The organism is Treponema sp. R8-4-B8, assembly GCF_054786175.1.
In genome coordinates this window covers 56,338-78,982 of record NZ_BDHE01000480.1, presented here as the reverse complement: position 1 = coordinate 78,982, position 22,645 = coordinate 56,338, and the positions used below count along the sequence as shown (strand labels likewise).

At 45.3% G+C, this 22,645-nt stretch carries 24 protein-coding genes; 11 read left to right on the top strand and 13 right to left on the bottom strand.

Features of this window, described 5'->3' with window-relative positions:
* Positions 1–14 precede the first annotated feature (14 nt).
* The 3 genes from ACYVRA_RS09955 to ACYVRA_RS09945 form a co-directional block, all read right to left on the bottom strand.
* Positions 15–1,049 (bottom strand): peptidylprolyl isomerase, encoded by a 1,035-nt coding sequence (locus tag ACYVRA_RS09955; protein ID WP_461252545.1) that lies wholly within the window; start codon positions 1,047–1,049, stop codon positions 15–17.
* 44 nt (positions 1,050–1,093) lie between these two features.
* Positions 1,094–2,491: an MATE family efflux transporter gene (locus ACYVRA_RS09950; protein ID WP_461252544.1), complete on the bottom strand. Its 1,398-nt coding sequence runs from the start codon at positions 2,489–2,491 to the stop codon at positions 1,094–1,096.
* A gap of 124 nt (positions 2,492–2,615) precedes the next feature.
* Complete coding sequence (locus ACYVRA_RS09945; RefSeq protein ID WP_461252543.1) at positions 2,616–2,924, bottom strand: InlB B-repeat-containing protein; 309 nt, start codon at positions 2,922–2,924, stop codon at positions 2,616–2,618.
* A 203-nt stretch (positions 2,925–3,127) separates the two neighbouring features.
* Here ACYVRA_RS09945 and ACYVRA_RS09940 point away from each other — a divergent pair, with 203 nt between their 5' ends.
* The 4 genes from ACYVRA_RS09940 to ACYVRA_RS09925 are packed head-to-tail and all read left to right on the top strand — an operon-like array spanning position 3,128 to position 6,444.
* Positions 3,128–3,874: an RsmE family RNA methyltransferase gene (locus ACYVRA_RS09940; RefSeq protein WP_461252542.1), complete on the top strand. Its 747-nt coding sequence runs from the start codon at positions 3,128–3,130 to the stop codon at positions 3,872–3,874.
* Complete coding sequence (locus tag ACYVRA_RS09935; protein WP_461252541.1) at positions 3,871–4,671, top strand: hypothetical protein; 801 nt, start codon at positions 3,871–3,873, stop codon at positions 4,669–4,671. Before ACYVRA_RS09940 ends, ACYVRA_RS09935 begins: the two co-directional genes overlap by 4 nt.
* A complete protein-coding gene (locus ACYVRA_RS09930) occupies positions 4,668–5,837 on the top strand; it encodes a cysteine desulfurase family protein (RefSeq protein ID WP_461252540.1) in 1,170 nt (389 codons plus the stop codon). The genes ACYVRA_RS09935 and ACYVRA_RS09930 overlap by 4 nt, the downstream gene beginning before the upstream one ends.
* A gap of 13 nt (positions 5,838–5,850) precedes the next feature.
* Positions 5,851–6,444 (top strand): iron-sulfur cluster assembly scaffold protein, encoded by a 594-nt coding sequence (locus tag ACYVRA_RS09925; protein WP_461252539.1) that lies wholly within the window; start codon positions 5,851–5,853, stop codon positions 6,442–6,444.
* Between the two features lie 39 nt (positions 6,445–6,483).
* Here the strand turns inward: ACYVRA_RS09925 and ACYVRA_RS09920 are convergent, their stop codons facing one another.
* A complete protein-coding gene (locus ACYVRA_RS09920) occupies positions 6,484–8,019 on the bottom strand; it encodes a P83/100 family protein (RefSeq protein WP_461252538.1) in 1,536 nt (511 codons plus the stop codon).
* Between the two features lie 143 nt (positions 8,020–8,162).
* Here ACYVRA_RS09920 and ACYVRA_RS09915 point away from each other — a divergent pair, with 143 nt between their 5' ends.
* The 5 genes from ACYVRA_RS09915 to ACYVRA_RS09895 are packed head-to-tail and all read left to right on the top strand — an operon-like array spanning position 8,163 to position 11,909.
* Entirely contained in the window at positions 8,163–9,284 is a 1,122-nt protein-coding gene (locus ACYVRA_RS09915; RefSeq protein ID WP_461252537.1) for a methyltransferase, read from the top strand.
* Complete coding sequence (locus ACYVRA_RS09910; protein ID WP_461252536.1) at positions 9,281–10,024, top strand: beta-ketoacyl synthase chain length factor; 744 nt, start codon at positions 9,281–9,283, stop codon at positions 10,022–10,024. The genes ACYVRA_RS09915 and ACYVRA_RS09910 overlap by 4 nt, the downstream gene beginning before the upstream one ends.
* Positions 10,011–10,853 carry a lysophospholipid acyltransferase family protein gene (locus tag ACYVRA_RS09905; protein WP_461252535.1) on the top strand — a complete coding sequence of 281 codons (843 nt, stop codon included), beginning with the start codon at positions 10,011–10,013 and terminating at the stop codon, positions 10,851–10,853. Before ACYVRA_RS09910 ends, ACYVRA_RS09905 begins: the two co-directional genes overlap by 14 nt.
* Positions 10,825–11,610, top strand: coding sequence for a polysaccharide deacetylase family protein (locus tag ACYVRA_RS09900; RefSeq protein WP_461252534.1), 786 nt, complete (start codon positions 10,825–10,827; stop codon positions 11,608–11,610). The genes ACYVRA_RS09905 and ACYVRA_RS09900 overlap by 29 nt, the downstream gene beginning before the upstream one ends.
* Before the next feature lie 50 nt (positions 11,611–11,660).
* Positions 11,661–11,909, top strand: coding sequence for an acyl carrier protein (locus ACYVRA_RS09895; RefSeq protein WP_461252533.1), 249 nt, complete (start codon positions 11,661–11,663; stop codon positions 11,907–11,909).
* A 214-nt stretch (positions 11,910–12,123) separates the two neighbouring features.
* Here ACYVRA_RS09895 and ACYVRA_RS09890 read toward each other — a convergent pair whose 3' ends face one another.
* From ACYVRA_RS09890 to ACYVRA_RS09875, 4 genes are all read right to left on the bottom strand, one after another.
* Positions 12,124–12,480, bottom strand: a complete 357-nt coding sequence (locus tag ACYVRA_RS09890; protein ID WP_461252532.1) for a hypothetical protein — start codon at positions 12,478–12,480, stop codon at positions 12,124–12,126.
* A 3-nt stretch (positions 12,481–12,483) separates the two neighbouring features.
* Positions 12,484–13,767: a B12-binding domain-containing radical SAM protein gene (locus ACYVRA_RS09885; RefSeq protein ID WP_461252531.1), complete on the bottom strand. Its 1,284-nt coding sequence runs from the start codon at positions 13,765–13,767 to the stop codon at positions 12,484–12,486.
* Complete coding sequence (locus tag ACYVRA_RS09880) at positions 13,764–15,305, bottom strand: HAL/PAL/TAL family ammonia-lyase (protein WP_461252530.1); 1,542 nt, start codon at positions 15,303–15,305, stop codon at positions 13,764–13,766. The genes ACYVRA_RS09885 and ACYVRA_RS09880 overlap by 4 nt, the downstream gene beginning before the upstream one ends.
* 265 nt (positions 15,306–15,570) lie before the next feature.
* Positions 15,571–16,629: a hypothetical protein gene (locus tag ACYVRA_RS09875; protein WP_461252529.1), complete on the bottom strand. Its 1,059-nt coding sequence runs from the start codon at positions 16,627–16,629 to the stop codon at positions 15,571–15,573.
* 222 nt (positions 16,630–16,851) lie between these two features.
* On the opposite strand from ACYVRA_RS09875, the gene ACYVRA_RS09870 reads away from it, so the two are divergent.
* The gene (locus ACYVRA_RS09870) at positions 16,852–17,676 is read left to right on the top strand and encodes a hypothetical protein (protein ID WP_461252528.1); all 825 of its coding nucleotides are present in this window, start codon (positions 16,852–16,854) and stop codon (positions 17,674–17,676) included.
* Positions 17,677–17,791: 115 nt separating this feature from the next.
* Here ACYVRA_RS09870 and ACYVRA_RS09865 read toward each other — a convergent pair whose 3' ends face one another.
* Genes ACYVRA_RS09865 through ACYVRA_RS09845 form a run of 5 tightly spaced genes read right to left on the bottom strand, consistent with a single transcriptional unit; the run spans position 17,792 to position 21,973 of the window.
* Complete coding sequence (locus tag ACYVRA_RS09865; RefSeq protein ID WP_461252527.1) at positions 17,792–19,015, bottom strand: beta-ketoacyl-ACP synthase; 1,224 nt, start codon at positions 19,013–19,015, stop codon at positions 17,792–17,794.
* Positions 19,012–19,740, bottom strand: coding sequence for a 3-oxoacyl-ACP reductase FabG (gene fabG / locus ACYVRA_RS09860; protein WP_461252526.1), 729 nt, complete (start codon positions 19,738–19,740; stop codon positions 19,012–19,014). Before fabG ends, ACYVRA_RS09865 begins: the two co-directional genes overlap by 4 nt.
* Complete coding sequence (locus ACYVRA_RS09855; protein ID WP_461252525.1) at positions 19,737–20,201, bottom strand: 3-hydroxylacyl-ACP dehydratase; 465 nt, start codon at positions 20,199–20,201, stop codon at positions 19,737–19,739. The genes fabG and ACYVRA_RS09855 overlap by 4 nt, the downstream gene beginning before the upstream one ends.
* A 3-nt stretch (positions 20,202–20,204) precedes the next feature.
* The gene (locus ACYVRA_RS09850; protein ID WP_461252524.1) at positions 20,205–21,419 is read right to left on the bottom strand and encodes a beta-ketoacyl synthase N-terminal-like domain-containing protein; all 1,215 of its coding nucleotides are present in this window, start codon (positions 21,417–21,419) and stop codon (positions 20,205–20,207) included.
* Positions 21,416–21,973 (bottom strand): DUF3261 domain-containing protein, encoded by a 558-nt coding sequence (locus ACYVRA_RS09845; RefSeq protein WP_461252523.1) that lies wholly within the window; start codon positions 21,971–21,973, stop codon positions 21,416–21,418. Before ACYVRA_RS09845 ends, ACYVRA_RS09850 begins: the two co-directional genes overlap by 4 nt.
* Before the next feature lie 23 nt (positions 21,974–21,996).
* Between ACYVRA_RS09845 and ACYVRA_RS09840 the strand changes: the two genes are divergently transcribed.
* Positions 21,997–22,611, top strand: coding sequence for a 4'-phosphopantetheinyl transferase family protein (locus ACYVRA_RS09840; protein ID WP_461252522.1), 615 nt, complete (start codon positions 21,997–21,999; stop codon positions 22,609–22,611).
* The last annotated feature ends 34 nt before the right edge of the window (positions 22,612–22,645 follow it).

The following is a 22,645-nucleotide window of genomic DNA, read 5'->3' as shown; positions in this document are numbered from 1 at the left end:
AATTATACAAGCCGTCAGCGAATGCCAATCAGTTCCATTTCAAAAACCAAAAAGCTGTTTGCCGGAATTACGCCGCCCACTTCCCTGTTTCCGTAAGCGAGTTCTGGAGGAATAATTACAAGCCGCTTCTCGCCAACCTTCATATCAAGAACAGTTTCGTCCCAGCCGGGAATAACTCTGCCCGCTCCAACTGGAAATTCCAAAGGCTGGCCCCTTAAAGTGGAATCGTCAAAAACAGTCCCGCTAAGCAATTTGCCCGTATAATGGACTCTTACCGTTTTGCCGCGGACAGGTTTATCGCCCGTCCCCTGTTTTAGAATAACGTAATAAATGCCTGATTTTGTCTGTTGGGCGTTTGGATAGTCTTTTTTTATTTTAGCGATATCGCTTTGACGTTGATTCTGCAATCTGCTCTCTTCCGCGGATTTTTTTTGCGCCAGCAATCTGTCAAAATTTTCCTGATCGGCCTTAAACGCGATAGCGTCCGCCCCGTTGCGTATTATGGTAATTTTTTGAATTTTATCGCCCTGCTTAGTCGTGTTTACAATATTCTGCCCCTGAACGACATAGCCAAAAACCGTATGTTTTCCGTCCAAATGAGGAGTTGGAACAATAGTGATAAAAAACTGACTGCCGTTTGTTCCCGGTCCAGCGTTTGCCATGCTTAAAACGCCGGGTCTGTCATGCTTTAAAGCCGGAACGATTTCATCGGGGAATTCATAACCTGGCCCTCCCCTGCCGTTACCTTGCGGACATCCGCCCTGTATCATAAAATCCTGCGGGTCTCCGTTTGCTTTTGAAATAACGCGGTGAAAAGTCAAACCGTCATAAAAACGCTTGCCCCCCAGGTTATCCATTTTACCTTCCGCCAAAGCGACAAAATTACAAACCGTAAGAGGCGCGCGTTGATATTCAAGCTTAACAATGATGTCCCCTCTGTTGGTTGTAATTTGCGCGAAAAGCCCGTCGCCCAGATTCTGGGCGTTAATTGTTTCCATTGCGCTCAAAATAAATATAACTCCAATAATTAAAAATTTTATTTTCTTCATAATACTTATATAACACATTTTTCATTTCTGTTCAATATCCGCCGTCATTCATTTGTAATTGTCAGATTACGCACCCATTTTTCTTTGCGTAAAAGATGCCGCGCGATAAAAACCTTTACAATGTCGGTGAGTTTAAGAATCGCGAACATAGGCACGGGGGCAAGATTTGTAAATAACGAAAGAAGAACGGAACCCGGCGCGAAAAGCAATGTATTGACCGATATGTCGGTATACATTCCCATTGCGGTGTCTCCTCCGGCGCGGGAAACGGCGAATTGTACGTTTAAATAACACCATAGCGGCAAATAAATAAGAATGACAAAAACAAGCCCAAGGCAATTCGCCCTCGCCTCTACGCTCAGGTTGTGAAACACCAGCGGAACTAACGCGGAAGTTATGAAAAATCCCGGTATCGCGAAAATAAGCCCCGCCGCCGCTCCGCCCCACTTGAGCCACCCCGCGCGGTTTCGCGCCTCGTCAAGCTTGCCGCCGCCAAGCGCTCCTCCGACCAAAACATACGACACTGTCCACAAACCGCCGAACAGCAAAAAGAAAATATTCGCGATAGTCCATCCCGCCGACATTCCCGCGACAACTTCCGCCCCGCCTCTCCTGTTGTACATCGCGATCATCAGCGTTTCAGAAACAATCCATGAAATTTCAGAGGCGAATATCATGGCGGATTTGCCGAAAATTTCGGCTATCAATTTTTTCTTTATGATAAACAGTCTTTTAAGATTCGCGAAAAAAGGCGCGTTTGAAACTGACGCGTAAATTATAAAAGCCGCGACCTCGACAAACCGCGCGATGATTGTAGCGTAAGCAGCGCCTTTAACTTCAAGGCGAGGAGAGCCAAGATTGCCATAAATTAAAATCCAGTTTCCAACGGTATTAATCACGGTAGTGGACGCGGAAATAATCAGCGGTATTTTTGGCTTCGCGATTTCGCGGAAACTCGTGGCGATAGCGATTGATATCGCCATTGGAATAAACGACCACGACACAATACGCAGGTAATCGGAGCCGACGGTGACAATTTCCGCCTGCGCTGCATTGTTAGTTGTAAGAATGCCAAGCAGAAGATGCGGAATAACGCGGCAAACGGCAAAATAAAGGATAGCAACGCAAACGCCAAACAGCAGTTTAAAACTGTAGGCGTTCTTCATGCCTTCGCGGTCGTTCGCGCCGTTAAATTGCGCTATGTAAATGCCTCCCGCCTGACATATCGTATTTACAATTACAAAAAAAACAAAAACAAGATGATTGGTAACATTGACGGAAGCCATGCTGACATCTCCCAACCCGGCAACCATAAAATTGTCGATTAGCGAGACCATGCTCATAATTAACTGCTGAAGCATAACGGGCAGAGCGATTGCCAACGCTTCTTTGTAAAACGACCAGGGGCCTAAACGTGATTTTAAACTGTGAAGGCCGAACATGGCCGTACTCCTTTTTATCCTAAAGACTTTTCCCAAAGATCTCACACAAAGATCACGAAGAGACAAAGATCACAAAGAGGGGAAAGGGGTTGTTGTCCGTTATCTTATCGTGATGTCAGGTATCTTAATTCCAAACGGCATGAAGAAAAATATTAAAATTTTTTATCTCTATTTGGTCATTTTCTTTATAGTATGTTCCCGAATAATCCTGTTTGGTATTCCAACCGGCAAATTCATATCCATCTTTTCTCAGCGTATTTTTACCAAGAACAGTCGCTTTTGATCCTGACGTGTACTCGTTTCTGTCAGTAGGCGGGTATCCTGCACCTCCATTGCCGTAATAATTTACGTGATATTTTCCAGCCAGTTCACCGCAGGCAAATAATAATAACAATAATAAAGCGACGCTAAAAATAATTAATAGTTTTTTCATTTTCCTACCCCCTATGATTTGATTTTATGACTTTTTTTATGGGCGTGTCAAGTATTCATTTTAGAGTTACATGGGGAAGATAAGATTTTCGCGCCCAAAAAACTGCGTGTCAGCCATTAAAGTTAATTATCTTATATGTGATTCATATAAAAAATTAATTCTTCCATCTTATTTAAAACGTTAAAATTTGATATACTAATACCGTGAACATCATACTATTTGAAGAACATGAATTGGGGCGCAGCCTTCCTCGGCGGGATGAGAGGACAATTCATCTTTTAAAAGTCTTACATAAAAAAGCCGGCGATGAATTTGAAGCCGGTATCCTCGGCGGAAAAAGGGGGACGGGCAGAATCGAGAAAATCAATCTGGACGGCTCGATTTTTGTCACCTTATATGTTACTGAACCGCCTCCGCCGCGCCTAAAGTTAAGGATGGCGGTCTCTTTCGCGCGACCGATACAGCTTCGCAGAATTTTTCGGGATCTTTCAAATATCGGAGTGTCCGCGATTGATCTTGTGGCGACTGATATGGGGGAAAAAAGTTACCGCGACACTAAATTATTGTTAAACGGCGGGGCGCAGGCAGCGCTTGTGGAAGGGGCGGTACAGGCCCGCGATACTAGGATTCCTGAATTTAAAATATATGATAATATTGAAGCATGGCTGAAAGACTATCCGTGGGATAAGACGGATAATAACCGTATACCCCAACTTATAGCGGCGGATAATGTGAGAGCGGAAGGTTCTTTTTTTAACCTTTCGGTGACAAGCCGGCCTATTGTGGTTGCCGTAGGACCGGAGAGAGGCTGGTCAGACAGGGAGCGGGATTTGTTTGAGAAGGCGGGATTTTTACGGCTGTCCATTGGAGAGCGGGCATTGCGGACGGAGACCGCTTGCACGGCGGCTGCGGCGCTTGCCATGGAAAAAATTGAGGAGGGTGGTTTGTGAATCAGGACAAAGTAAAACAAAAATTACTGGCAATCGAAGACGCGCCACTAGAGTTTTCCCTGATTTTTTCCGGAAAGAAAAGCAGTAAGGTAAACGGGCTTTATAAACCCGCGTCAAGAGAAATAATAATTCATAATCGAAATTTTCAGCCGGACGACACGGGGCAGAATTTAATGCTCTATACGGCAATACACGAATACGCCCATCATCTGCACGCCTGTTCCCACGGGGGGAAACTTTCGCCGAGAGCGCATAACAGCGAATTTTGGGCGATTTTTCACGATCTGCTTGAAAAGGCGGAAAAGAAAAAAATCTACAGCGACGTATTTTCAGTATCGCCTGAACTTTTAAAATTGACGGATATGATCCGCGAAAAGTATTTAAAAAACAACGGCGAGCTTGTAAAAGAAATGGGAAAACATTTATTAAAAGCGCATAATCTTTGCACAAGTATCGGCGTGCGTTTTGAAGACTATGTTGACAGAATGTTGCGTATCCCAAGAACAGCCGCAAACATGGCGATAAAAATGTTCGAGTACGACATTGCTCCGGAAGTCGGCGCGGATAACATGCGCTTCCTTGCCGGTATCCGAGACGACGACAAGCGGCAAGCGGCGGAGAGCGCGCTTATCAAGGGCAAAAGCCCCGACAGCGTTAAAGTGCAAGTACGCAATAAAAGCAAAGAAGAAGATCCTGTTGTATTATTGGAAAAAGAAAAAATGAGGTTAGAGCGGACAATCGCCACTCTTAACAAACGTCTTGACGAAGTGATAAAGGAATTAAAAGGAAAAAAATGAGAAAGGTATACATTGATTACAACGCGACAACTCCACTAAGGCCGGAGGTAAAGGCCGCGGTTACGGAAGATTTGGAAATATTCGGAAACGCTTCCAGTATGCACGCGTCGGGAAGATTGGCTCACGCGAGAGTGGAACAGGCTAGGATCGCGGTGAAAACTCTTATTGGCGCTAAGGACGGAACGGTCATTTTCACGTCCGGCGGTTCGGAATCAAACAATACGGTTTTTCAAACAATGCGCCGGTTAATTGACACATCCGCTTCAAAAGGCAGAAATGAATTTATTACCACCGCTATCGAGCATCCGTGCGTGATGAATTCGGCGCTGGACTTAAAAAATTCAGGGTTTAAGGTAACAATCCTGCCCGTTGACGAATACGGAAAAGTTAAACTTGACGAACTTGAAAAGGCGCTTAATAAAAAAACTCTGTTTGTATCAGTAATGGCGGCAAATAATGAAATCGGCACAGTGCAGGATATTAAAGAAATTACCGCTCTCGTTCAAAGGATGGGCGCTTTTATGCACATAGACGCCGTGCAGGCCGTAGGAAAAATTCCCATTAATGTGGAAGAGTTGGGAGTGGATTATCTTACAGTATCGGCGCATAAAATTTACGGCCCAAAAGGAGTGGGCGCGTTATATATAAAAAAAGGCACTCCGCTTTTCCCGCTGATACACGGCGGCCATCAGGAAGACGGTTTAAGGGCGGGAACTTACAACAATATTGGAATCCTCGGTTTTGGAAAAGCGGCGGAACTTGCCGTGGGCGAAGTTGAGGAGTACGGCAAGAAAATCTCAGTTTTGCGCGACAAACTGCGCGGGGGGCTTACGGAAAAAATCCCGCACATAAAAATAAACGGCCACCCAAAGGATATTCTTCCAAACACGCTGAATATTTCCTTCCCCGGCGCGGAGGGGGAGTCGATACTCCTATCCATGGACATGCAGGGAATTGAAGCGTCCACCGGCTCCGCCTGCGCGTCTGGCAGCCTTGAACCTTCACACGTTCTTCTCGCCACGGGGGTTGGGGCGGAACTCGCGCACGGTTCGATTCGTTTCAGCCTTGGGTGGGGTATTACAGAAGAGGATATTGATTATATAATAGAAGTGGTTCCGCCAATTATCGCGCGGCTGCGGGCAATGTCAACTTTGGCGGAAGCTTAAAAGGAAGGGAAATATGTCAGACTGGTTATACTCAGATACGGTTAAAGATCATTTTACTAATCCGCGCAACGTACTTTTGGAAGACGAGGCTGTTTTCGCGCCGGACGCGAAAGGGCAAACGGGAAACATAAAATGCGGCGATCAAATGTTGATGCTGCTAAAAATTAAAGACGACGTTATTACCGACGTGCGCTGGAAAACTTACGGCTGCGCCAGCGCCATCGCTTCTACCAGTATGCTATCGGAGACCATTAAGGGAATGAAACTGGAAGAGGCTTATAAAATTCGCCCCGAAGACCTTGTAGCCAAACTTGGTGGGCTTCCCAGTTTTAAAATACACTGTTCGGTATTGGGCGATAAAGCCCTTCGCGCCGCGATAGACGATTATCTTTCAAAGACGGGAAGGCCGGGGCTTTATGTGGAGGAGACAGTTATTATCTGCCATTGTTTGGGCATTACGGATAAGGATATAGAAGACGCTTTTCATAACGGGGCTAGAAACTGGGAACAGCTTCAACAGGCGACTAAGATCGGCACGGTCTGCGGAAGCTGTAAAGAAAAAGCCGTGGATCTTCTCCACGGCTTTGAACACATTTACGGTAATTGAGATAACCTCCAAAAACTGAAGTTTTTAGAGGTTATCTTTTTATTTAGGCGCTGCCGCAGGAGCCGCCGCTGCCGGAGCTGTCGCCGTCGCTGGCGCCGCCGCGTCTTTAGGTTTAGTTTCTGTTAAATCCGTCGGATTCAGCAATAAAGCCGAACCGTTTTCACGCTCAGTTAAAAGTTGTCCCTGCTGTATTGTTACGGTGCTTTCAGGATGCACTGCTACGCTTGATACCGCCTGTACTTCAAGGTTTGTATTAAAGCGCCCGATGTAGCATTTATTTTTTTCAAGATCAATTACTATCGCGTAAAGATCGCTTCCGTTTACCCACAAAAGGCTTCCCGCCTTAATATCGTCATTGCCCTGTCTTGCCATTTCAAGGCTTGAGGGGTTTATTTCGACAAGACGTACCGCGCCCTGGCCTTTATTCTCACCGGCGATGGCGAGGACTCTTCCGCCTATAAACGTAACCGTTCTTACATGGACTAAATCAAGCGGAGATCTTTTAATTTCTTTTAAGTCAGTCGGATTAATGCGGACAATGCGCCCCATCACGACTGGGGATGTTCTTTCTATTGTTATGCCGTAAACGCCGCTTGTATCCTGAGCAATTGCAGCCTGCTGATCTTTCGCGATTTCCTGCCTCTGCTGTTGGGCTTCTTCAGTTTTCTGCGCGGCTACGTCTTCAGTTTTTTTAGCTTCTTCCTTGCGCTGATCAATTTCTTCCGCTCTCTTATCCAGTTGCTCTTCCGTTCTCTTTGCCTCTTCCGGAGTTATTTTCCCCTGCGCTTGCTCTTCCTGCACTTTCTGCCTATCCTGCGCTAATTGTTTTTCATCTTCTTTAATTGATTCGCGTTGGGTCTTCGCCTGCTGTTCGGCTTTTGACGCTTCACGTTCCATCAGGTTGACCATTTCTTTACGCTGAGGAATGCTCTGATCGTCTTCTTTTCTCATTTCTTCAATGACTTTTGGCTCAGTAAGGGTGCTTGTATCAACAGAACTTAAACCGCCGATTCCAAGAGGGATAACAATTAAAGTTCTGCCCGGCCACTCGTCATAACGGATAGAAAGGCCTACCTTGTCTTTTGTAAGATTGCTCATTACAAGAGCTTTATACCGGTTTGTAAAATAATCCCAGTTTCCGCGGTATACGGCGTTGTAAATGGTTATATATTCAGCTAACAATGCGGCGTCTTTTTCTGAATAATCATACGCCGTTTGCAAATAGCCCTGAATAATAACGCGCAAGTTTCTGATATGATCCACGCCCGTATCCACGCCAAGACCGAATACGTCAGCGTCAATCTTGTTTCCTTCCGCGCCAGATACGCAGTGAATTACAAAATATCTGTTTGACGTTCCGGCGTCGGTCTTTCCGGAAATTTGCCGTCCCAAACCCACGCCAATCTGACGTATCTCTTCCCTTGTATCCACGCGGGCATGAGGTCCTTCATAATTGATAAAAACTACAGGCGGAAGATCCTGTAATTCATCCCTGTTAACCTGGGCGTAACCCATAACCGCAATTACTGTAAGAATGATTGCGGCAATTAATAACCTACCTTTTAGCATTTTCATAAAATCGATCACTCCTAATACTTAATTATAATATATATTTCTAATTTTGGGAATAGTACAAAAAATCATACAATAGCGGAAAATAACGAATTTTATGGTATTTGACAGATTTTTTTATTATTGATATATTTAGTAAATATAGAATGAAAGTACCGGAATATACGACAAAAAATTACACAAAAGACACTATTAAAGCGATAGACGCGAAATTCGAGGCGCAAAAAATCGCCTTTGCCCCCCTTACTTTTCAGGCTGTAAAGGCTCTTTTGGAAACCGGGCTGCTTAAAACTGTTTCCGATTCCGGCGAATGGGGAATCAGCCTTGAAAAAGCGGCTCAAAAGACCGGAATTTCCCTTTATGGCGCAAAGGTGCTTTTGGAGATTGCTTTGGGCATGAATCTGGTCAAAATACTCCCGGAAAATTCGCCGGATAAGGGCGGAGAAACCCTCTTTGTTTTAGGAAAGACAGGCTGGTTCCTGCTGGAAGATGAAATGACAAAAGTCAATCTCAACTTTGTAAATGACGTATGTTATAAAGGGGCGTTTGAACTTAACCGCTCGATAAAAGAGGGAAAACCTCTGGGGCTTGAAGTCTTCGGGCATGAGGGAAAAACCATTTATGAGGTTCTTTCGGTTTTACCGGAAAATGTAAAGGAAAGCTGGTTTGCCTTTGACCATTTTTATTCCGATATAGGTTTTGAAGAAGCTATCCCCGTTGTTTTTTCCCATAAACCGAAAAAAATCATCGACATAGGCGGGAATACCGCCAAATGGGCAATTTGTTGTTGCCGCTATGATCCAAATGTTGAGGTTACCATTGTTGACCTTCCCGGGCAAATTCAGGCGGCGGAGAGTAAAATAGCGCAAGCCGGTTTTTCGGACAGAATAAAGACTCAAGCCTGTAATGTTCTAGATAAAAAAACCGCCATTCCTTCGGGCGCGGACATAATTTGGATGAGCCAGTTTCTGGATTGTTTTTCCCTTGATCAAGTTACAATGATTATGGAGAAAGTTCGACCTGCGGCGGGGTCGGCACATGTATATATACTTGAACCGTTTTGGGACAAACAGCGTTTTGAAGCAGCCTCTTTTTCGCTTCAGGCGACATCCCTTTATTTTACATGTATGGCTAACGGAAACAGTAAAATGTACCGTTGCGGTGAACTCGCGCAGGCCGTAGAAAGGGCGGGCTTTGACATTGTTAGAGAGATTCATAATTTAGGCTCCAATGACTATTCGCTTTTATGCTGCCGGAGCAAACCATGAGCGGCTGCGCTTACATTTCCCGCCTTTGCGCTTGGGCTCCCGGAATAGAAAATTCCAGCGCATGGGACGAATGGGCGCAGGGTAAACGCAAATTTTCTGTCAGCGCGAAAGGACCGGAAATAACTTTTACCGATTCCCTGTTCCGCCGCCGGTTGAGCCAAATCTCCAGAATGACCGTACAGGTTGTTCACGATATATTGCCTGTTAAAGAAGATACAAAAATGTTCTTTGTCTCATTTAGGGGCGAGCTTACAAGGCAGTATCAAATAAACAAAATGTTGATAGAAGATAAGGCGCTCATGCCGGCGGCTTTTTCGCTTTCAGTTTTTAACGCTCCGGCGGCATTGGCTTCCATTGCGCTAGGACTCAAAGGGGGATACTCGGCGCTCTACCCGGGAAATAATTCTTTTACCGCAAGCCTATTGGCGGCGCAAGCGGAGTTTTTATCCGGCGCTCAGGAGGAACTAATTTTTATATATGCCGACGAGCAAGCGCCGCCTGAATATATAAGCCTGCTAAAAAATTGTGATGTAAGCGAAACCAATCAAACTGACGATAAAACCCAATGCCCTCCTCCTGTGGCATTCGCTTTTCTTTTGACGCGGGAACCTCAATCCCTCTCCGTTCCATTCCAGTCACTTATAGCGGAAGAGGCTAGCCCGCAGGGCAACCTTTCGGACAGCCCCTTTGATTTTCTAAAACGTCTCCTTCTTTACGGAAAAATACATGTTTCCCCCTGATTTGCCTCCGGTAAAAAATTGGCCGCTCTATGCCTACCGCGTGATTGGAAAGTGGTTTTCGTTTTTCATCTTTGGCCTAGGCTCTCTGGTTCTGGTTTCAATAGCTTTTCCTGTTATGCGTCTTGCGCTTCATCCCAAGGATCTGTTTAAAAAACACGGAAGGCGTCTTGTTTCATCCGCCTTTAGATTTTTTATTTTCCTTATGAATTTTATTGGGATAGTAACATTGGAAACCGACGACAGAAAAAAATACAAGCGTCTTTCGTCAAAGATTGTAGTCGCCAATCATCCGTCCCTTCTTGACGTGGTTATGCTTATCTCACTTATCCCTAACGCCGACTGCATTGTAAACACTTATTTGGATAAAAATTTTATTGTTAAAGGAATAATACGCCAGCTCTATATACTCAATTCCCTTGATCTTGATATTGTTCTGCGCTCTTGCGCCGAAACATTAAAACAGGGAAACTGCTTAATCATTTTTCCTGAAGGAACAAGAACTCGCAGATCAGGAAAAACAATTCTCAAGAAAGGATCCGCCAGAGTCGCCCTATTTTCAGGTTGCAATATTGTTCCCGTGCATATAGGCGGCACTGATAAATTCGGCCTGGGTAAAAGAGATCCGTGGTATGGCTTTAATACGCGTAAGCGCTATATATACAGCCTCAGTATGGGGCAAGAAATCAGCCCCGAAAAATACCGCGATCTTCCCTGTCCAAAAGCGGTACGGGCGATAACAAGGGAAATAGCGGCTTTTCTGTTTCCGGCAAAAGACGCTTCGGCAATAGAAGAATCAATAAATGAAGATGAAAAAAATGATGAGAAATAAACTTGCTCCGCTAATTGCACCGCTATTTGCGCTAATTCTTCCGTTTGTACTTATTTTTTCCTGCAAGACAATAAATCGCGGCATAAATGAACTCCACATTCCCCAATCAATAGTTTATTTCAGTTTTGACGACGGGCCTAATGCCCAGGGCGATTCAACCGCGCGGCTTTTGGACGTGCTTAAAAAATATCAAATTAAAGCCATGTTCTGTCTGTTAGGTGAAAATGCAGAGCGGTATCCCGATCTTGTAAAGCGCATTTATGCCGAGGGGCATTATATCGCCAATCACGGGTATTCGGAAAAATGGGCAAGCAAAATGAATGATGAGCAATTTAGGGATAACCTTGTAAGGGGGGATGCGGCTATTTCCGCGGCATTGGGTTTTGACGTTTTTCCCAAACTGTACCGGCCACACGGAGGTTTTTTCACTTCAGCGCAGGAAAAGATCATTCACGATGCAGGATACGCGATTGTAACAAGCACCATAAGGGTATATGACGCTGTTACTGACGGAACAAAACGCGGTAAAGTTGTAAAACAAGTTGTCAAAAAAGTTGAAAAACAGGGCGGCGGATTTGTTTTGCTTCATGACGCAAGGGACTCTTACGCTCAGACTGAAGAGCGGCTCGCAAAGGATCCCCACGGCGTTTTTGACCGCTCATGGATACCTGATGCGGTGGAAGAAATAATTATTATCCTTTTAAAGAAGGGGTATATTTTAAATAACCCTGACATTTTAACCGCGATTAATGATTGACAAATATCCGTTATTGTGATAATATATTATTAACAACAGGCGTATTATTAATGGACAAAACTGTTATTTATGAAAAACTAAAAGAATTAATGATCTCCGAGTTTGAGCTTGACGCCGGTTCAATCGCCATTGAAAAACGCCTTGATGACGATCTCCAGCTAGATTCCCTTGATATGGTAGACCTGACGCTAAGCCTAAGCGACTATTTAGAAACAAAACTTGATCCCTCCCTTTTCAAAGAAGCCCGTACTGTACAAGATTTGGTAGATTTAATTGCTCCCCTATGGAAGACAGAGTAATTAGTAGTCAGTAAAATCTAAAACTTTATAAAAAATTATTCCCAAATTTTATCTCGCAAAGGACGCAAAGGCGCAAAGAACGCAAAGTTGTTGTTCGCAAGATCATCGTTTTTCCTTCAATATTTGTAGTTAAACTAATATATTTAGTTAATAATGGGCTATCGGACAAGTACTTTGCGCCTTTGCGCCTCTGCGCGAGATCTTTTTTAAAAATTTATTTATTATGTAATAGATTCATTACTTCAGAGGTGGGGAGTTGTCTATAGGAGGAAATACTTGAAAAGGTTACTTCAAAAAATTCTTCGTCATAGAAGGAGAGTTTTGAGCCGGTGTCGGGGGTGCATTCTAGGTACATGATTTCATTTAGGGTTAGTCCTTTGCTGCGGCAGATCTGCTCCGCCAGGCTTTTTCCGGCGGCGGTTATTGAGGTTCCGGGGTTGTCCTGGTACAGTTCTGTGACAATTACAATGGGTTTTTCTTTTTTAATAATTTTTAGGCCGCAGCGGGAAGGCATATCCCATTGGCCTTTAAAATCAAAAACCTCATCGTAGTATTTTTCCGGTACGCGCATTTTTTAACTGCCCGCTCCAACGCTCCGTACAACGTCTTTCCCAAATGATTTGTGTATCAGCCGCCGGTTGCGGGGGCGGTAAGTTCCATCGTCCATTTCACGGCTGACAACCGTTGAAAGCAAGTGGAACATTTTTTCTTCCTGCGATTCATCCTGATAAAATGTTTTCCACGCGTCATCGTACAATTCCTGAAGACGCTCCGCGCTCATGTTTTTGGGGGTAAAGACAACCTGACCAGCGTTAAAATGATCCCAGTCGTGATCAAAAATGCGCCCCTGACGCGCAAGGTCATCCCAGGCTTTGGTGTGGGGGAAGGGGGTGAGGACTGTAAACTCAGCCAAGTCAAGTTGGATCTGCAAGAGGAAATCAATCAGGCGCTTGATGTCGTCTTCTGTTTGATTGTCCAGTCCTAAAAGAATCGTGCCTTCTACGCCGATGCCGTGGTCGTGGTAGCGTTTCACTCTTTCTTTTATATAATCCGACGTGTCATAAATAGCCTGATACACATACCACGCGCCGGCGCGAGCCGCAAGTTCCAGCACTTTTGGGTCGTCTTCGATGGTGTGGCTGATCCATTTCTTTTTAAGAGGTATCATTTCGCTAAACAATTCCATTTCCCATTTTTTGTCCTGCGCGAGTGAATTGTCTACAATAAAGAGGCGGTTGTTTTCTATGCCGGAGAGTTCCTCAATTACTTTGTCAAAGGGACGGGGGCGGAATGAGCGGCCTCCCATGTAGGGGACGGCGCATGGGTAACAGCTAAAACGGCAGCCTCGGGAGGCGTGGAACAGGTCTACCATCTGAACGCCTTTGTGGTTGTACAATTCGCGTTGGTACAGATCCCGGCGGGCGGGGTTTATTGATTCTACCGGCGGCTGTTGGGGCATAAAGTTGTACACCTGTCGCAGACTACCCTCTTTCCAGTCCGCGAAAACCTGTTCCATGCGGGTTTCCGCTTCGCCCAAAAACACTGAGTCGGCGTGGGGGAGAGTTTCCTCCGCGTGCAGCATGACGGCGATGCCGCCAAAGATAACCTGCTTGCCCCTTTTACGGTATTCGTCCGCGATAGCCCAGCCTCGCTTTACCTGCGTGCTGAGCATCATTGAGATAGCGACAAGATCGCAGTCTTCATCAAAGTTAATGTCTTGAACATTCTCATCGGTAAATTTTACTTCCACATAATCTGGAAGGGCCGCGGCAAACACAACAGGCCCGTGGGGAGGCAGATTAAAAGTGGTTTGTCCTGGAAGTTTGTTCCACTTGGGATAAATGAGTTTTAATTTCATGGGCGCAGGCAAAAATGCCTATCCTCTATTAATTTTAAAGTCTTTCGCAGATCGTCTTCTAACGGGCGGTCGTCTTCGAGCGGTTTAAAATAAGCCGCTATTTCGTTGTACGTTTTTTCAGTCTGCCCCAAGTCGCTTAATTTAAGCTCGCCTTTTTTCAACCGCAGATCGAGTGCTTGAAAAGCGGCTAATAGCATTGCGGCTGTAACTTGAGAAGTCAGTTTGTTTATTCGAGCGCAGTCGCGTGCCGCGATAGTACCCATGCTTACCTTGTCCTGGTTATGACATTCTGTAGAACGGGAGAATACGCTCATGGGCATTGTGTTTTTTAAAGCTTCGGCTGTCCATGAGGAAACCGCGATTTGCACGGCTTTGAATCCGTGGTTGCACGCGACTGCCCCGCCCGTTCCCGTCAGGTTTGGCGGAAGCCCGCGGTTGTATTTTGTGTCTACGATTAGGGCAAGCTGCCTGTCCAAAAGGTCGGCAATATTCGCTATTATGTTTTTAAGCGAGTCCATCGCAAAGCAGATGTGCCCGCCGTAGAAATGCCCGCCGTGGTATACGGATTGGGTTTCGGGATCAATGAGCGGATTATCGTTGGCGCTGTTCATCTCGGTCTCAATAAAATTACGCAACGTATCGCGCATATCGTAAAACAAGCCGATCACATGGGGAGCGCAGCGAATTGAATACATGTCCTGAATCCGTGACGGGCCGGCAAGCGCGCCCTGGTTTTCCTTGGGCAGACTTACGCGTATTTTTTCCGCGGACAAAGCCTGTCCCGAATGCGGCTTTAGCTCGAAAAGCCGCTTGTTAAAATGATAAGCGTTGCCTTTAAGGGCGATGGAATTCATCGCTGTTACGCGGCAGGAAAGATCGGCAAGATATTCCGCGTCGGAAAAAGCGAGAGCGGCGACGGCGTTCATTACCGCAGTTCCGTTCATTATGGCGATGGCTTCTTTGGGACGGAATTGATAGGGAGCCTTTCCAAGCTCCGAAAGCGCTTCGGCGGAGGAGCGGACTTTGCCCTGATAGCGAACTTGCCGCTCGCCGATTAACGCGCCCGCGAGGTATGAAAGCGGAGTGAGATCGCCCGATGCGCCAACGGAGCCTTCCTGCGGAACAAGGGGCAGAATGTCATGCTCTATAAAAAATTCAATGTAACGCAGAAGTTCAATACTGACGCCGGAATAGCCCATTGCCAGCGTATTGAGTCTTACGATCATCAACGCCCTGACTGTAACATCATCAAAATACTCCCCCATGCCGCAGCCGTGGAAGCGCGTTAAATTAACCGGCAGTTGCCGGTATTGTTCCGGATTTACCGTCTCGGTACAAGAATCGCCGTAACCTGTGGTAACGCCGTAGATTCCGCCATGCCGCGTTAAAGCCTCATCAAGAAAATCAGCGCCATTCTTTATCTTTGTTTCAAAATCGGCGTCATTGCACAAACGCACTTTAATTTGTTTTTTCGCCGCCGCAGTAAGAGTTTCAATAGTAAGCCGATGTTTGCCAATCTCAAGTATTTCTTTACTCATAAGATGTTCCTATTAATTATAAAATATACAAAAACGGTTAATATAGCAATGGGTAAATATGTTTTTTAGCTAAAAAGACGCTAGGAGAAGAGGTTCACGCAAAGACGCGAAGGCGCAAAGGGCGCAAAGTTTTCGTCCTATAACTCATTATTGATCTAGATATATTAGTTTAACTACAAATATTGAAGGAAAACGATGATCTCACAAACAGCAACCTTTGCGTCTGCGAACCAAGGGTTCGATGCGCCTTTGCGAGAGGTCTTCTTTAGAATTGCATTCCTCCGAAGATGCCTATTTTGTGAGTTTGATTGTCAAATGATTTGCCGGGTACCGCGCCGGCAAAGTCTCCCGGAGACGGATCCGTATTTTTACTCTGATTCAGGTAATCGTAAGAAATACCGGCGAATACTCCTAAACGCTCGAATAATTTGAACCCGCCAATAAGACGCAGCTGATAGAGGGTGGTATTGGTACCGAAGAAAAATTGCCAAAAGTCCGTAACCTCGTCCACCTTAAATATATTACCGGTTGATATGTCAATATCAATGAAGAATTTGCGTAAAGGAATTTCAAAACCAAAGCCGCCGCGGTTAATTATCAGTTTATCGCCTTCCCTGCCCGGAATCAGTCCGCCGCCAAAACCGATGCCTGAATGAGTATAGAATATTTTTGTACCGCTGCGGAAACCGGCGTTCATGAACAACATATCGTCAGTATAAACCAAAAAATGCTCCATGCCGTCTTTTACTTTATTAACTACTCCAATGGGGATTACGTTTCCCGATTCGGAAATATTTATCAAACCAACCTGAACTCCTACCCCGCCTCCTTCCCCGCGTATGTTAATCGCCCCTAATTGAATCCCCCACATATCTCCTTTAAAGTTATTTATTAGGCCCGCCGCCTGAATGCCAAAAAATGTTCCAGACGCGTTATTGTTTATTCCGGCAATCTGGATGCCCCTGACAGTGCCTTTCGCCACATTGAAAATGCTCGCAGTCTGGAGTCCGTCAAGACCGGCGTTGGCGAAATTAAAAACGCCTGATAACTGAACGCCCTGAACGCGGCCTGTATTTATCAAACCCACCGAAGCGGTACCAAGCCCTCTAAGATTGTATCCAATGCCCACTGTAGGCGCGATTAAGAAAATATCGGTTGTTCTTCTAAATGGAATGCCAAACAGGTTCATGCCGGGAAGAAGCTGAAAATTAATAAAGTATATCGGAGCGTCGGTTTGTTCTTGGGCAACGATATTCCCCGTAATGGCTGTCAAAAAGATCAAAGTTAAAAAAATCGTCGCGTTTCTAAAATTAATTAATTTCATTTTTGCCTATTTTCCTTGTAATAACGGTAAACTTTCTTATGCTTTTTTTGTTTAATATTGCGGCAATTATATTCATGCAATATTATTTACCATAACTAAACTTTTGTCTATATAAATGGAGAATAAAAGTTTCTTTGCTTTTTTTAGCCTTCTATTGACAAAAATGTAAAATTATGGTCTGATTTAGCAAACATAATAATTTTATAATTAGGAGAAAATTTTATGAAAAAAACAAATTTGGTTCTTTTGGTTCTCTTTCTCGTATCTGCTGTAGGGGTTTGGGCGCAGGCCAACGCTAACACGGCTCCGGCATTCGATCAGCAGCCTTCTGTTGTTTTGGACTTATGGAGTAATGGAAGCAAAGGCAAGTATTCAGACAATATTATTTTTAGAAACGCCACATTAACCAGGGATATTACGTTTAATGTATATGGCTATGAAGAGAAAAAGAAAGAATGGACGCTAATCGGGACATCGACATTAAAGGAGTATTCAGATAATGACAAGATTAGTCCGCCTAAAAACGTGAAAATAAAGAATTTCAGATGGTTTGCGGTTTATTCACCGGCTAATATAAAGTTTATGGCGCAGGCGAAAGCCAACGACAGTAATGACATTGTTATAACAATCGTTGAAAATATTCCCATAGCGGATAAACCGCAGGGAAATAACGCCCCTGCATTTGATATGGCGTCTTCAAAGATAATAGATTTATGGGAAAAAGTTAAAGGCAAATATAAAGACAACATTAACCTTAAAAACGGGATAGGAAACAAGAATATTTCGTTTAATATATGGGGATATGATCAAAAAAACAATCAATGGAGTATAATTGGGCCTAAAAAACTCAGCCCTGATCCGGCTCCTCCTGCGGTGTTTACGGGATGGGGATGGTATGATCCTTCTAATGATAATTCAGTAGATTCGACATGGAAAGACAATTTAAAAGAATTCAGATGGATTGCCATTCAATCATTGGATGGCCTTTCATTTAATGTTGATGTTGCGGCCAGCAGCAATGATCTTATGCTTACGATCATTAAATAAATAATTCATGTAAGCTGTTAAAAAGAAATATCGCAATGGCGTTAATCATACCTTATTCGCAAGAGGATCTAAAAATAAGGTGTGATTGACGCCTTCACCGTGAATAAAAATAGCATTATATTTTCCTGAATATAAGCGAAGTGTTAACTCCCCCAAACGCGAAGTTATTGGACATGATATACTCCCCGTCAATCTCCCTTCCGTTTCCCGTGATGTAATCAAGCGGCCCGCAGCGCGGGTCGAGTTCTTCTAGGTTAAGGTTGGGGCAGAACCATTTTTCCCTCATCATGTTAATGGCAACCCACGCTTCAATAACTCCGCAGGCTCCCAAAGTGTGGCCTATGTAACTCTTTAACGTGCTTGCAGGAATAGGTCTTTGGAAAACATCCGCAGTAGCCCAGCTTTCCGCAACGTCTCCCGAATCGGTGGCGGTTCCGTGGGTATTCACATAAGCTATTGAAGCCGGGTCAAGACCAGCGTCTTCCAGCGCGAGCTTCATGGCGATGCCCATAGTGGGACGGTTCGGCTGGGTAACATGAGTGCCGTCGGTATTGGTTCCGAATCCGGCAATTTCCGCGATTATCTTCGCTCCCCGTTTAACCGCGTGTTCGTATTCTTCCAGAATAAGCGTTCCCGCCCCTTCGCCGATAACAAGCCCGTCTCGGTTTTTGTCATAAGCGGCGGGAGTTTTTTCAGGGGTGTCATTTTTAGAGCTTGCCGCAAAAAGGGTGTCAAAGACCGCCGCGTCCGCCGCGCTTAATTCTTCCGCGCCGCCCGCAAGCATAATGTCCTGAATACCCTGCTTTATTGTCTCATAAGCAAAACCAATCGCCTGACTGCTAGACGTGCAGGCGGTGTTTGTCGTTATGATTCTTCCCGTCAGTCCGAAAAATACGCCGATGTTCGCGGCGCAGGTTTGGGGCATCGCCTTGATGTAAGTTGTGGCGCTCATGTTGGTCAGATCATTTAAGACAAGCATGCTGTAGAAATCCATGAGGGAATCTATGCTGCCCATAGAGGAACCGTAGGCGACGCCGCATCGTCCGTTTTTCAATTCGGGATCATCGGCGTTTATTCCCGAATGAGCCAACGCCCTGTCCGCGGAAACTAGCGCAAGCTGGGCTACCCTGCCTAGGCCTCTGATTTTTTTGCGCGGATAATCGGGCATGGTAAAGTCAACGGGAGCGGCAAGCCTTGTGTTCATGCGCGTATATTTGTCCCAATCATCCATTCTGCGAACGCAGTTCTTTCCCGCTTTCAGCTTCGCCAATATATCCGCCCATTCGCTTCCCAACGCGCTGACAATCGAACCGCCTGTAATAACTACACGTTTTTTCACACCATGCCCCCGTTTACTGAAATTACCTGCCGCGTTATATACGAAGCCGACTCTGAAAGAAGAAACACAGCCAATGCCGCGACTTCTCCCGGTTTCCCGATACGCCCCATTGGGATTGACGGGAGTACTATGTCCATTGGCACATTACGGATCATTTCAGTTTCGATGATGCCCGGCGCGATACAGTTTACCGTTATGGAACGGCTTGCCAGTTCTACCGCAAGGGCTTTTGTCGCGCCGATAATGCCGGCTTTTGCAGCGCTGTAATTTACCTGCCCACGGTTGCCAATAATCCCCGATACCGAAGAAATTGTAATGATACGCCCGCGCTTTTTTCTGCAAAGAGGCATTGTAAGGGGATGAAGCACGTTGTAAAAACTGTCAAGATCGGTGCGAAGAACGGCGTCCCAGTTTTCCCCGCTCATGCCGGGGAATGAATCGTCGGCTGAGATTCCCGCGTTGCAGATAATTCCCCAGAACGCGCCGTTTGTTTCCGTCCATTTATCGAGTTTTTCTTGACACTCTTCCCTATCGCTCACGTCAAATTGAATCAGCTCGATACTTCCGCCTTTTTGGAGAATTTCATTTTGCAAAGATTCAGCCGCTTCTTTTCCTTTGTTATAATGCGCTGTTACCTGATAGCCGGCTTCTGATACGGCAAGAGCGATAGCCCTGCCGATGCCTTTGCTTGCCCCGGTTACTAAAACTTTTTTTTCAGTATTCAATTTATTTCCCCTGTCAGCGTTTTTAGCCGCTCATCGCTGATTTCCATAACCATCATTTTTCCTTCCATAACTTTTTTATCTTTAAGGAAAACTTCTCCTTCATAAGTATAAATCAAATCGGTACGATCACTTTCCTTTACGCGAACATCCGCCAAACTGCCGTTTTTAAAGAATGGAATTTCCATCCGCATATGCGGGATGCTCAGAATAAACCCGATTTTAGGTTTTTCTCCCTTTGCCCGTTTTCTAATTCCCGTAAGGGCTGAAATTGCCTGGGCTATAAATTCAAACCCCGCCCATGCAGGCACGCCGTCCAAAACAGGATCGTAAAAAATACAACTCTCCGTGATATTATATTCCGCCCTGATGCTATATTCAATATTATAATCAATTATCCTGTCAAGGAGCAGCATTTTTCCCGTGTGCGGAATTAAAGTTCGCAATTCTTCCTGTTCGATCAACTGTTATCTCCTTCCCAAAATTAAACTGACATTGCATCCGCCAAAAGCAAAACTGTTGCTCATACATATTGAAGGAGTTTTTTGACAGTTCGCCTCATCGGGGGAAACGAGGCTTTCCAAGCCGGTAATTTCCTCGTCTTTAACGCCGTCCCAGCAATGAACCGGAAGCCCTCTTTTTTCAGTCAGTACCATCCAGCAGATTGCCGCTTCCAAAGCCCCCGCCGCGCCAAGGGTATGCCCCGTGATTGGCTTGGTTGAACTCATCGGAGGCACTTCGTCAAACACCGTCTTCATGGCGATAGCTTCGGTTTTATCGTTAAGCTCCGTGCCTGTGCCGTGAAGGTTGATGTAGCCGATTTGCCGCGTATTTAATTCAGCGTCAGCAAGCGCGGCTTTCATCGCCTTTGCCGGCCCCGCTCCGTCAGTTCCAGGCCCTGTCATGTGATAAGCGTCGGCGCTTTCCCCCGAACCCAACAATTCAACGGCGGAGTTTTCCGCGGCTTCAAGCAAGAAGAACGCCGCCCCTTCGCCCAGGTTGATTCCTTTTCTATTTTTACTGAACGGGTTTGTAAGGCTGTCGGAAACCGCTTCAAGGGAATGAAATCCGGCAAGGACGGTATCAGAGACAATATCCGCGCCCCCGGCGATTACGGCATCGCACAAACCGGCTCTTATTAATTCCGCCCCGCGAATAATCGCGCTTGCTCCAGAAGCGCAGGCGGTGGCGATGGTGAACGCCGCGCCGGAAAGACCGAATTTTAGGGAAACAAATTCCGCCGGAAAAGACGCGCTCTGAAAACGAAGATTGTAATCTTGCGGAAAAGCGCCTTGCGAAAGAAAAGCCTGATGGGCTAAAAGAGAGCCTTGCGAACCATTGTCGCAGGAACCGAGGCAGACCCCTATTTTTTCAGGACCGTATTTGGCAATGGCCTTTTCTATATTGGGACGGATCTGTTCCAAAGCCGCGTCAATAATGCGGATGATTCTGGTTCCCGTCGCATAGACAGCCGGTTCTTTAGTCAAAGATTCAGGCAGGGAAGTAACTTTTGGCAGTTCTCCTGGAATCAGTCCCACGGGTAATTTTCCGTTTGCGGACGGTAATTCTTTCATTACAATTCCGCCCTGATAACCGCGCAGGCAAGAGTCGTACAATTCATTTCTGTTTTTTCCGGCGCAGCAGATAAGCCCAGGCGTTGACAGCCAAATCTTTTTTCTCACTTAAAATCACCTTCCAGAGTATACGCGTATCCCCTCAAATGATTAACCAATTTGACGGCATTCTGATTTTTTTCAATTTCAATAATAATGGTTTTCCCCTTAAAAATACGGCGGGTATTTCCCGTGTTTTCAAGTATAAGCCCGCAGTTTTTCAGGGCAGAACTGAGCGCTGTAATATTGTAGAAACAGAGTTGAAAATCGGCTACAATATATTCAGGTTTAAAAGACTTGGGAAAAATTGAGGAAGAGAAAGACACAAGCCCGTTCTGATAGGAAAGCTCCCCCACGCTTACGCCGAGTTCGTTCAAAAGGGTCATTTCCATCACCGCTTCATCAGCTTTTACCCACGCGTTAAAAGAATAATCATTGCCCTGCCAGGAGGCGGAAATACGCTGCGCCGAGTCTATGGGATTTTCAATGTCCCCGCAGGGCATTAAAAAGAATTTTGAGCTGTTTGTAATGTAGACAAAGAGCCTGTTTTCCCTGATTGGAGCTTTTGCGACGCAGGAACAACAGCAGAGGACTAAAACTATGGCAGTTTTTGTTTTATTCAAAAAATTACCCAAAATTTAAAGCTATGACATACTATCTAAATCTGTCGCTTTTGTCAAACAATTATAATAACCAACAAAAAAGGTTAGAACGCCGTAAACTTTTAAGCGCCGAAGCAAGACGCATTTTATCCCTTTGCGAAGGCCGTCCCATTACGGAGGATGATATAGCAAGGGAAGCCTCTGGTCGCCCCTTTTTTCAGGGTAGTGACGCTGATTTTAGCATCTCCCATTCCGGCGCATTAACCGCAGTTTCATTGGTCAGGGGCAAAAACCTTCGCACCGGCTGTGATGTTGAACTAGTCCGCCCCCGCGCAAGAGCAAGAGAAATAGCGCAGGAGTTTTTCACCACCCAAGAAAGAAAATATATTGATGCTGACAGCTCCCCAAACGGAACGCGCTTTTATCAAATTTGGACACTAAAAGAATGTTACCTAAAACTCAAGGGGCTTTCAGTCTTTGATATGGCCAGCGTTCCATCCTTTGCCAATAGCGAAGGTTCCCTCCTTAATACCCATCTTGAACAAATCTCATTCAACCTTTACGAATTTATCGCCGCTTCTGGTGAACGCTATATAGCAACAACAGCGCTTGAAGGCGGAGAATTCCACCCCAAAATACGCTGGTTCTCTAAAGACTGATTCTAAAGAATTTCACACAAAGAACACAAAGGAC

Coding starts and splice junctions, on each gene's coding strand:
- ACYVRA_RS09895 (WP_461252533.1), top strand. CDS start 11,661: ATGGACAAAACTGTTATTTATGAAAAACTAAAAGAATTAATGATCTCC.
- ACYVRA_RS09930 (WP_461252540.1), top strand. CDS start 4,668: ATGAGAAAGGTATACATTGATTACAACGCGACAACTCCACTAAGGCCG.
- ACYVRA_RS09890 (WP_461252532.1), bottom strand. CDS start 12,480: ATGCGCGTACCGGAAAAATACTACGATGAGGTTTTTGATTTTAAAGGC.
- ACYVRA_RS09905 (WP_461252535.1), top strand. CDS start 10,011: ATGTTTCCCCCTGATTTGCCTCCGGTAAAAAATTGGCCGCTCTATGCC.
- ACYVRA_RS09955 (WP_461252545.1), bottom strand. CDS start 1,049: ATGAAGAAAATAAAATTTTTAATTATTGGAGTTATATTTATTTTGAGC.
- ACYVRA_RS09880 (WP_461252530.1), bottom strand. CDS start 15,305: ATGAGTAAAGAAATACTTGAGATTGGCAAACATCGGCTTACTATTGAA.
- ACYVRA_RS09840 (WP_461252522.1), top strand. CDS start 21,997: ATGACATACTATCTAAATCTGTCGCTTTTGTCAAACAATTATAATAAC.
- ACYVRA_RS09900 (WP_461252534.1), top strand. CDS start 10,825: ATGAAGATGAAAAAAATGATGAGAAATAAACTTGCTCCGCTAATTGCA.
- ACYVRA_RS09870 (WP_461252528.1), top strand. CDS start 16,852: ATGAAAAAAACAAATTTGGTTCTTTTGGTTCTCTTTCTCGTATCTGCT.
- ACYVRA_RS09945 (WP_461252543.1), bottom strand. CDS start 2,924: ATGAAAAAACTATTAATTATTTTTAGCGTCGCTTTATTATTGTTATTA.
- ACYVRA_RS09915 (WP_461252537.1), top strand. CDS start 8,163: ATGAAAGTACCGGAATATACGACAAAAAATTACACAAAAGACACTATT.
- ACYVRA_RS09875 (WP_461252529.1), bottom strand. CDS start 16,629: ATGAAATTAATTAATTTTAGAAACGCGACGATTTTTTTAACTTTGATC.
- ACYVRA_RS09950 (WP_461252544.1), bottom strand. CDS start 2,491: ATGTTCGGCCTTCACAGTTTAAAATCACGTTTAGGCCCCTGGTCGTTT.
- ACYVRA_RS09910 (WP_461252536.1), top strand. CDS start 9,281: ATGAGCGGCTGCGCTTACATTTCCCGCCTTTGCGCTTGGGCTCCCGGA.
- ACYVRA_RS09925 (WP_461252539.1), top strand. CDS start 5,851: ATGTCAGACTGGTTATACTCAGATACGGTTAAAGATCATTTTACTAAT.
- ACYVRA_RS09920 (WP_461252538.1), bottom strand. CDS start 8,019: ATGAAAATGCTAAAAGGTAGGTTATTAATTGCCGCAATCATTCTTACA.
- ACYVRA_RS09885 (WP_461252531.1), bottom strand. CDS start 13,767: ATGAAATTAAAACTCATTTATCCCAAGTGGAACAAACTTCCAGGACAA.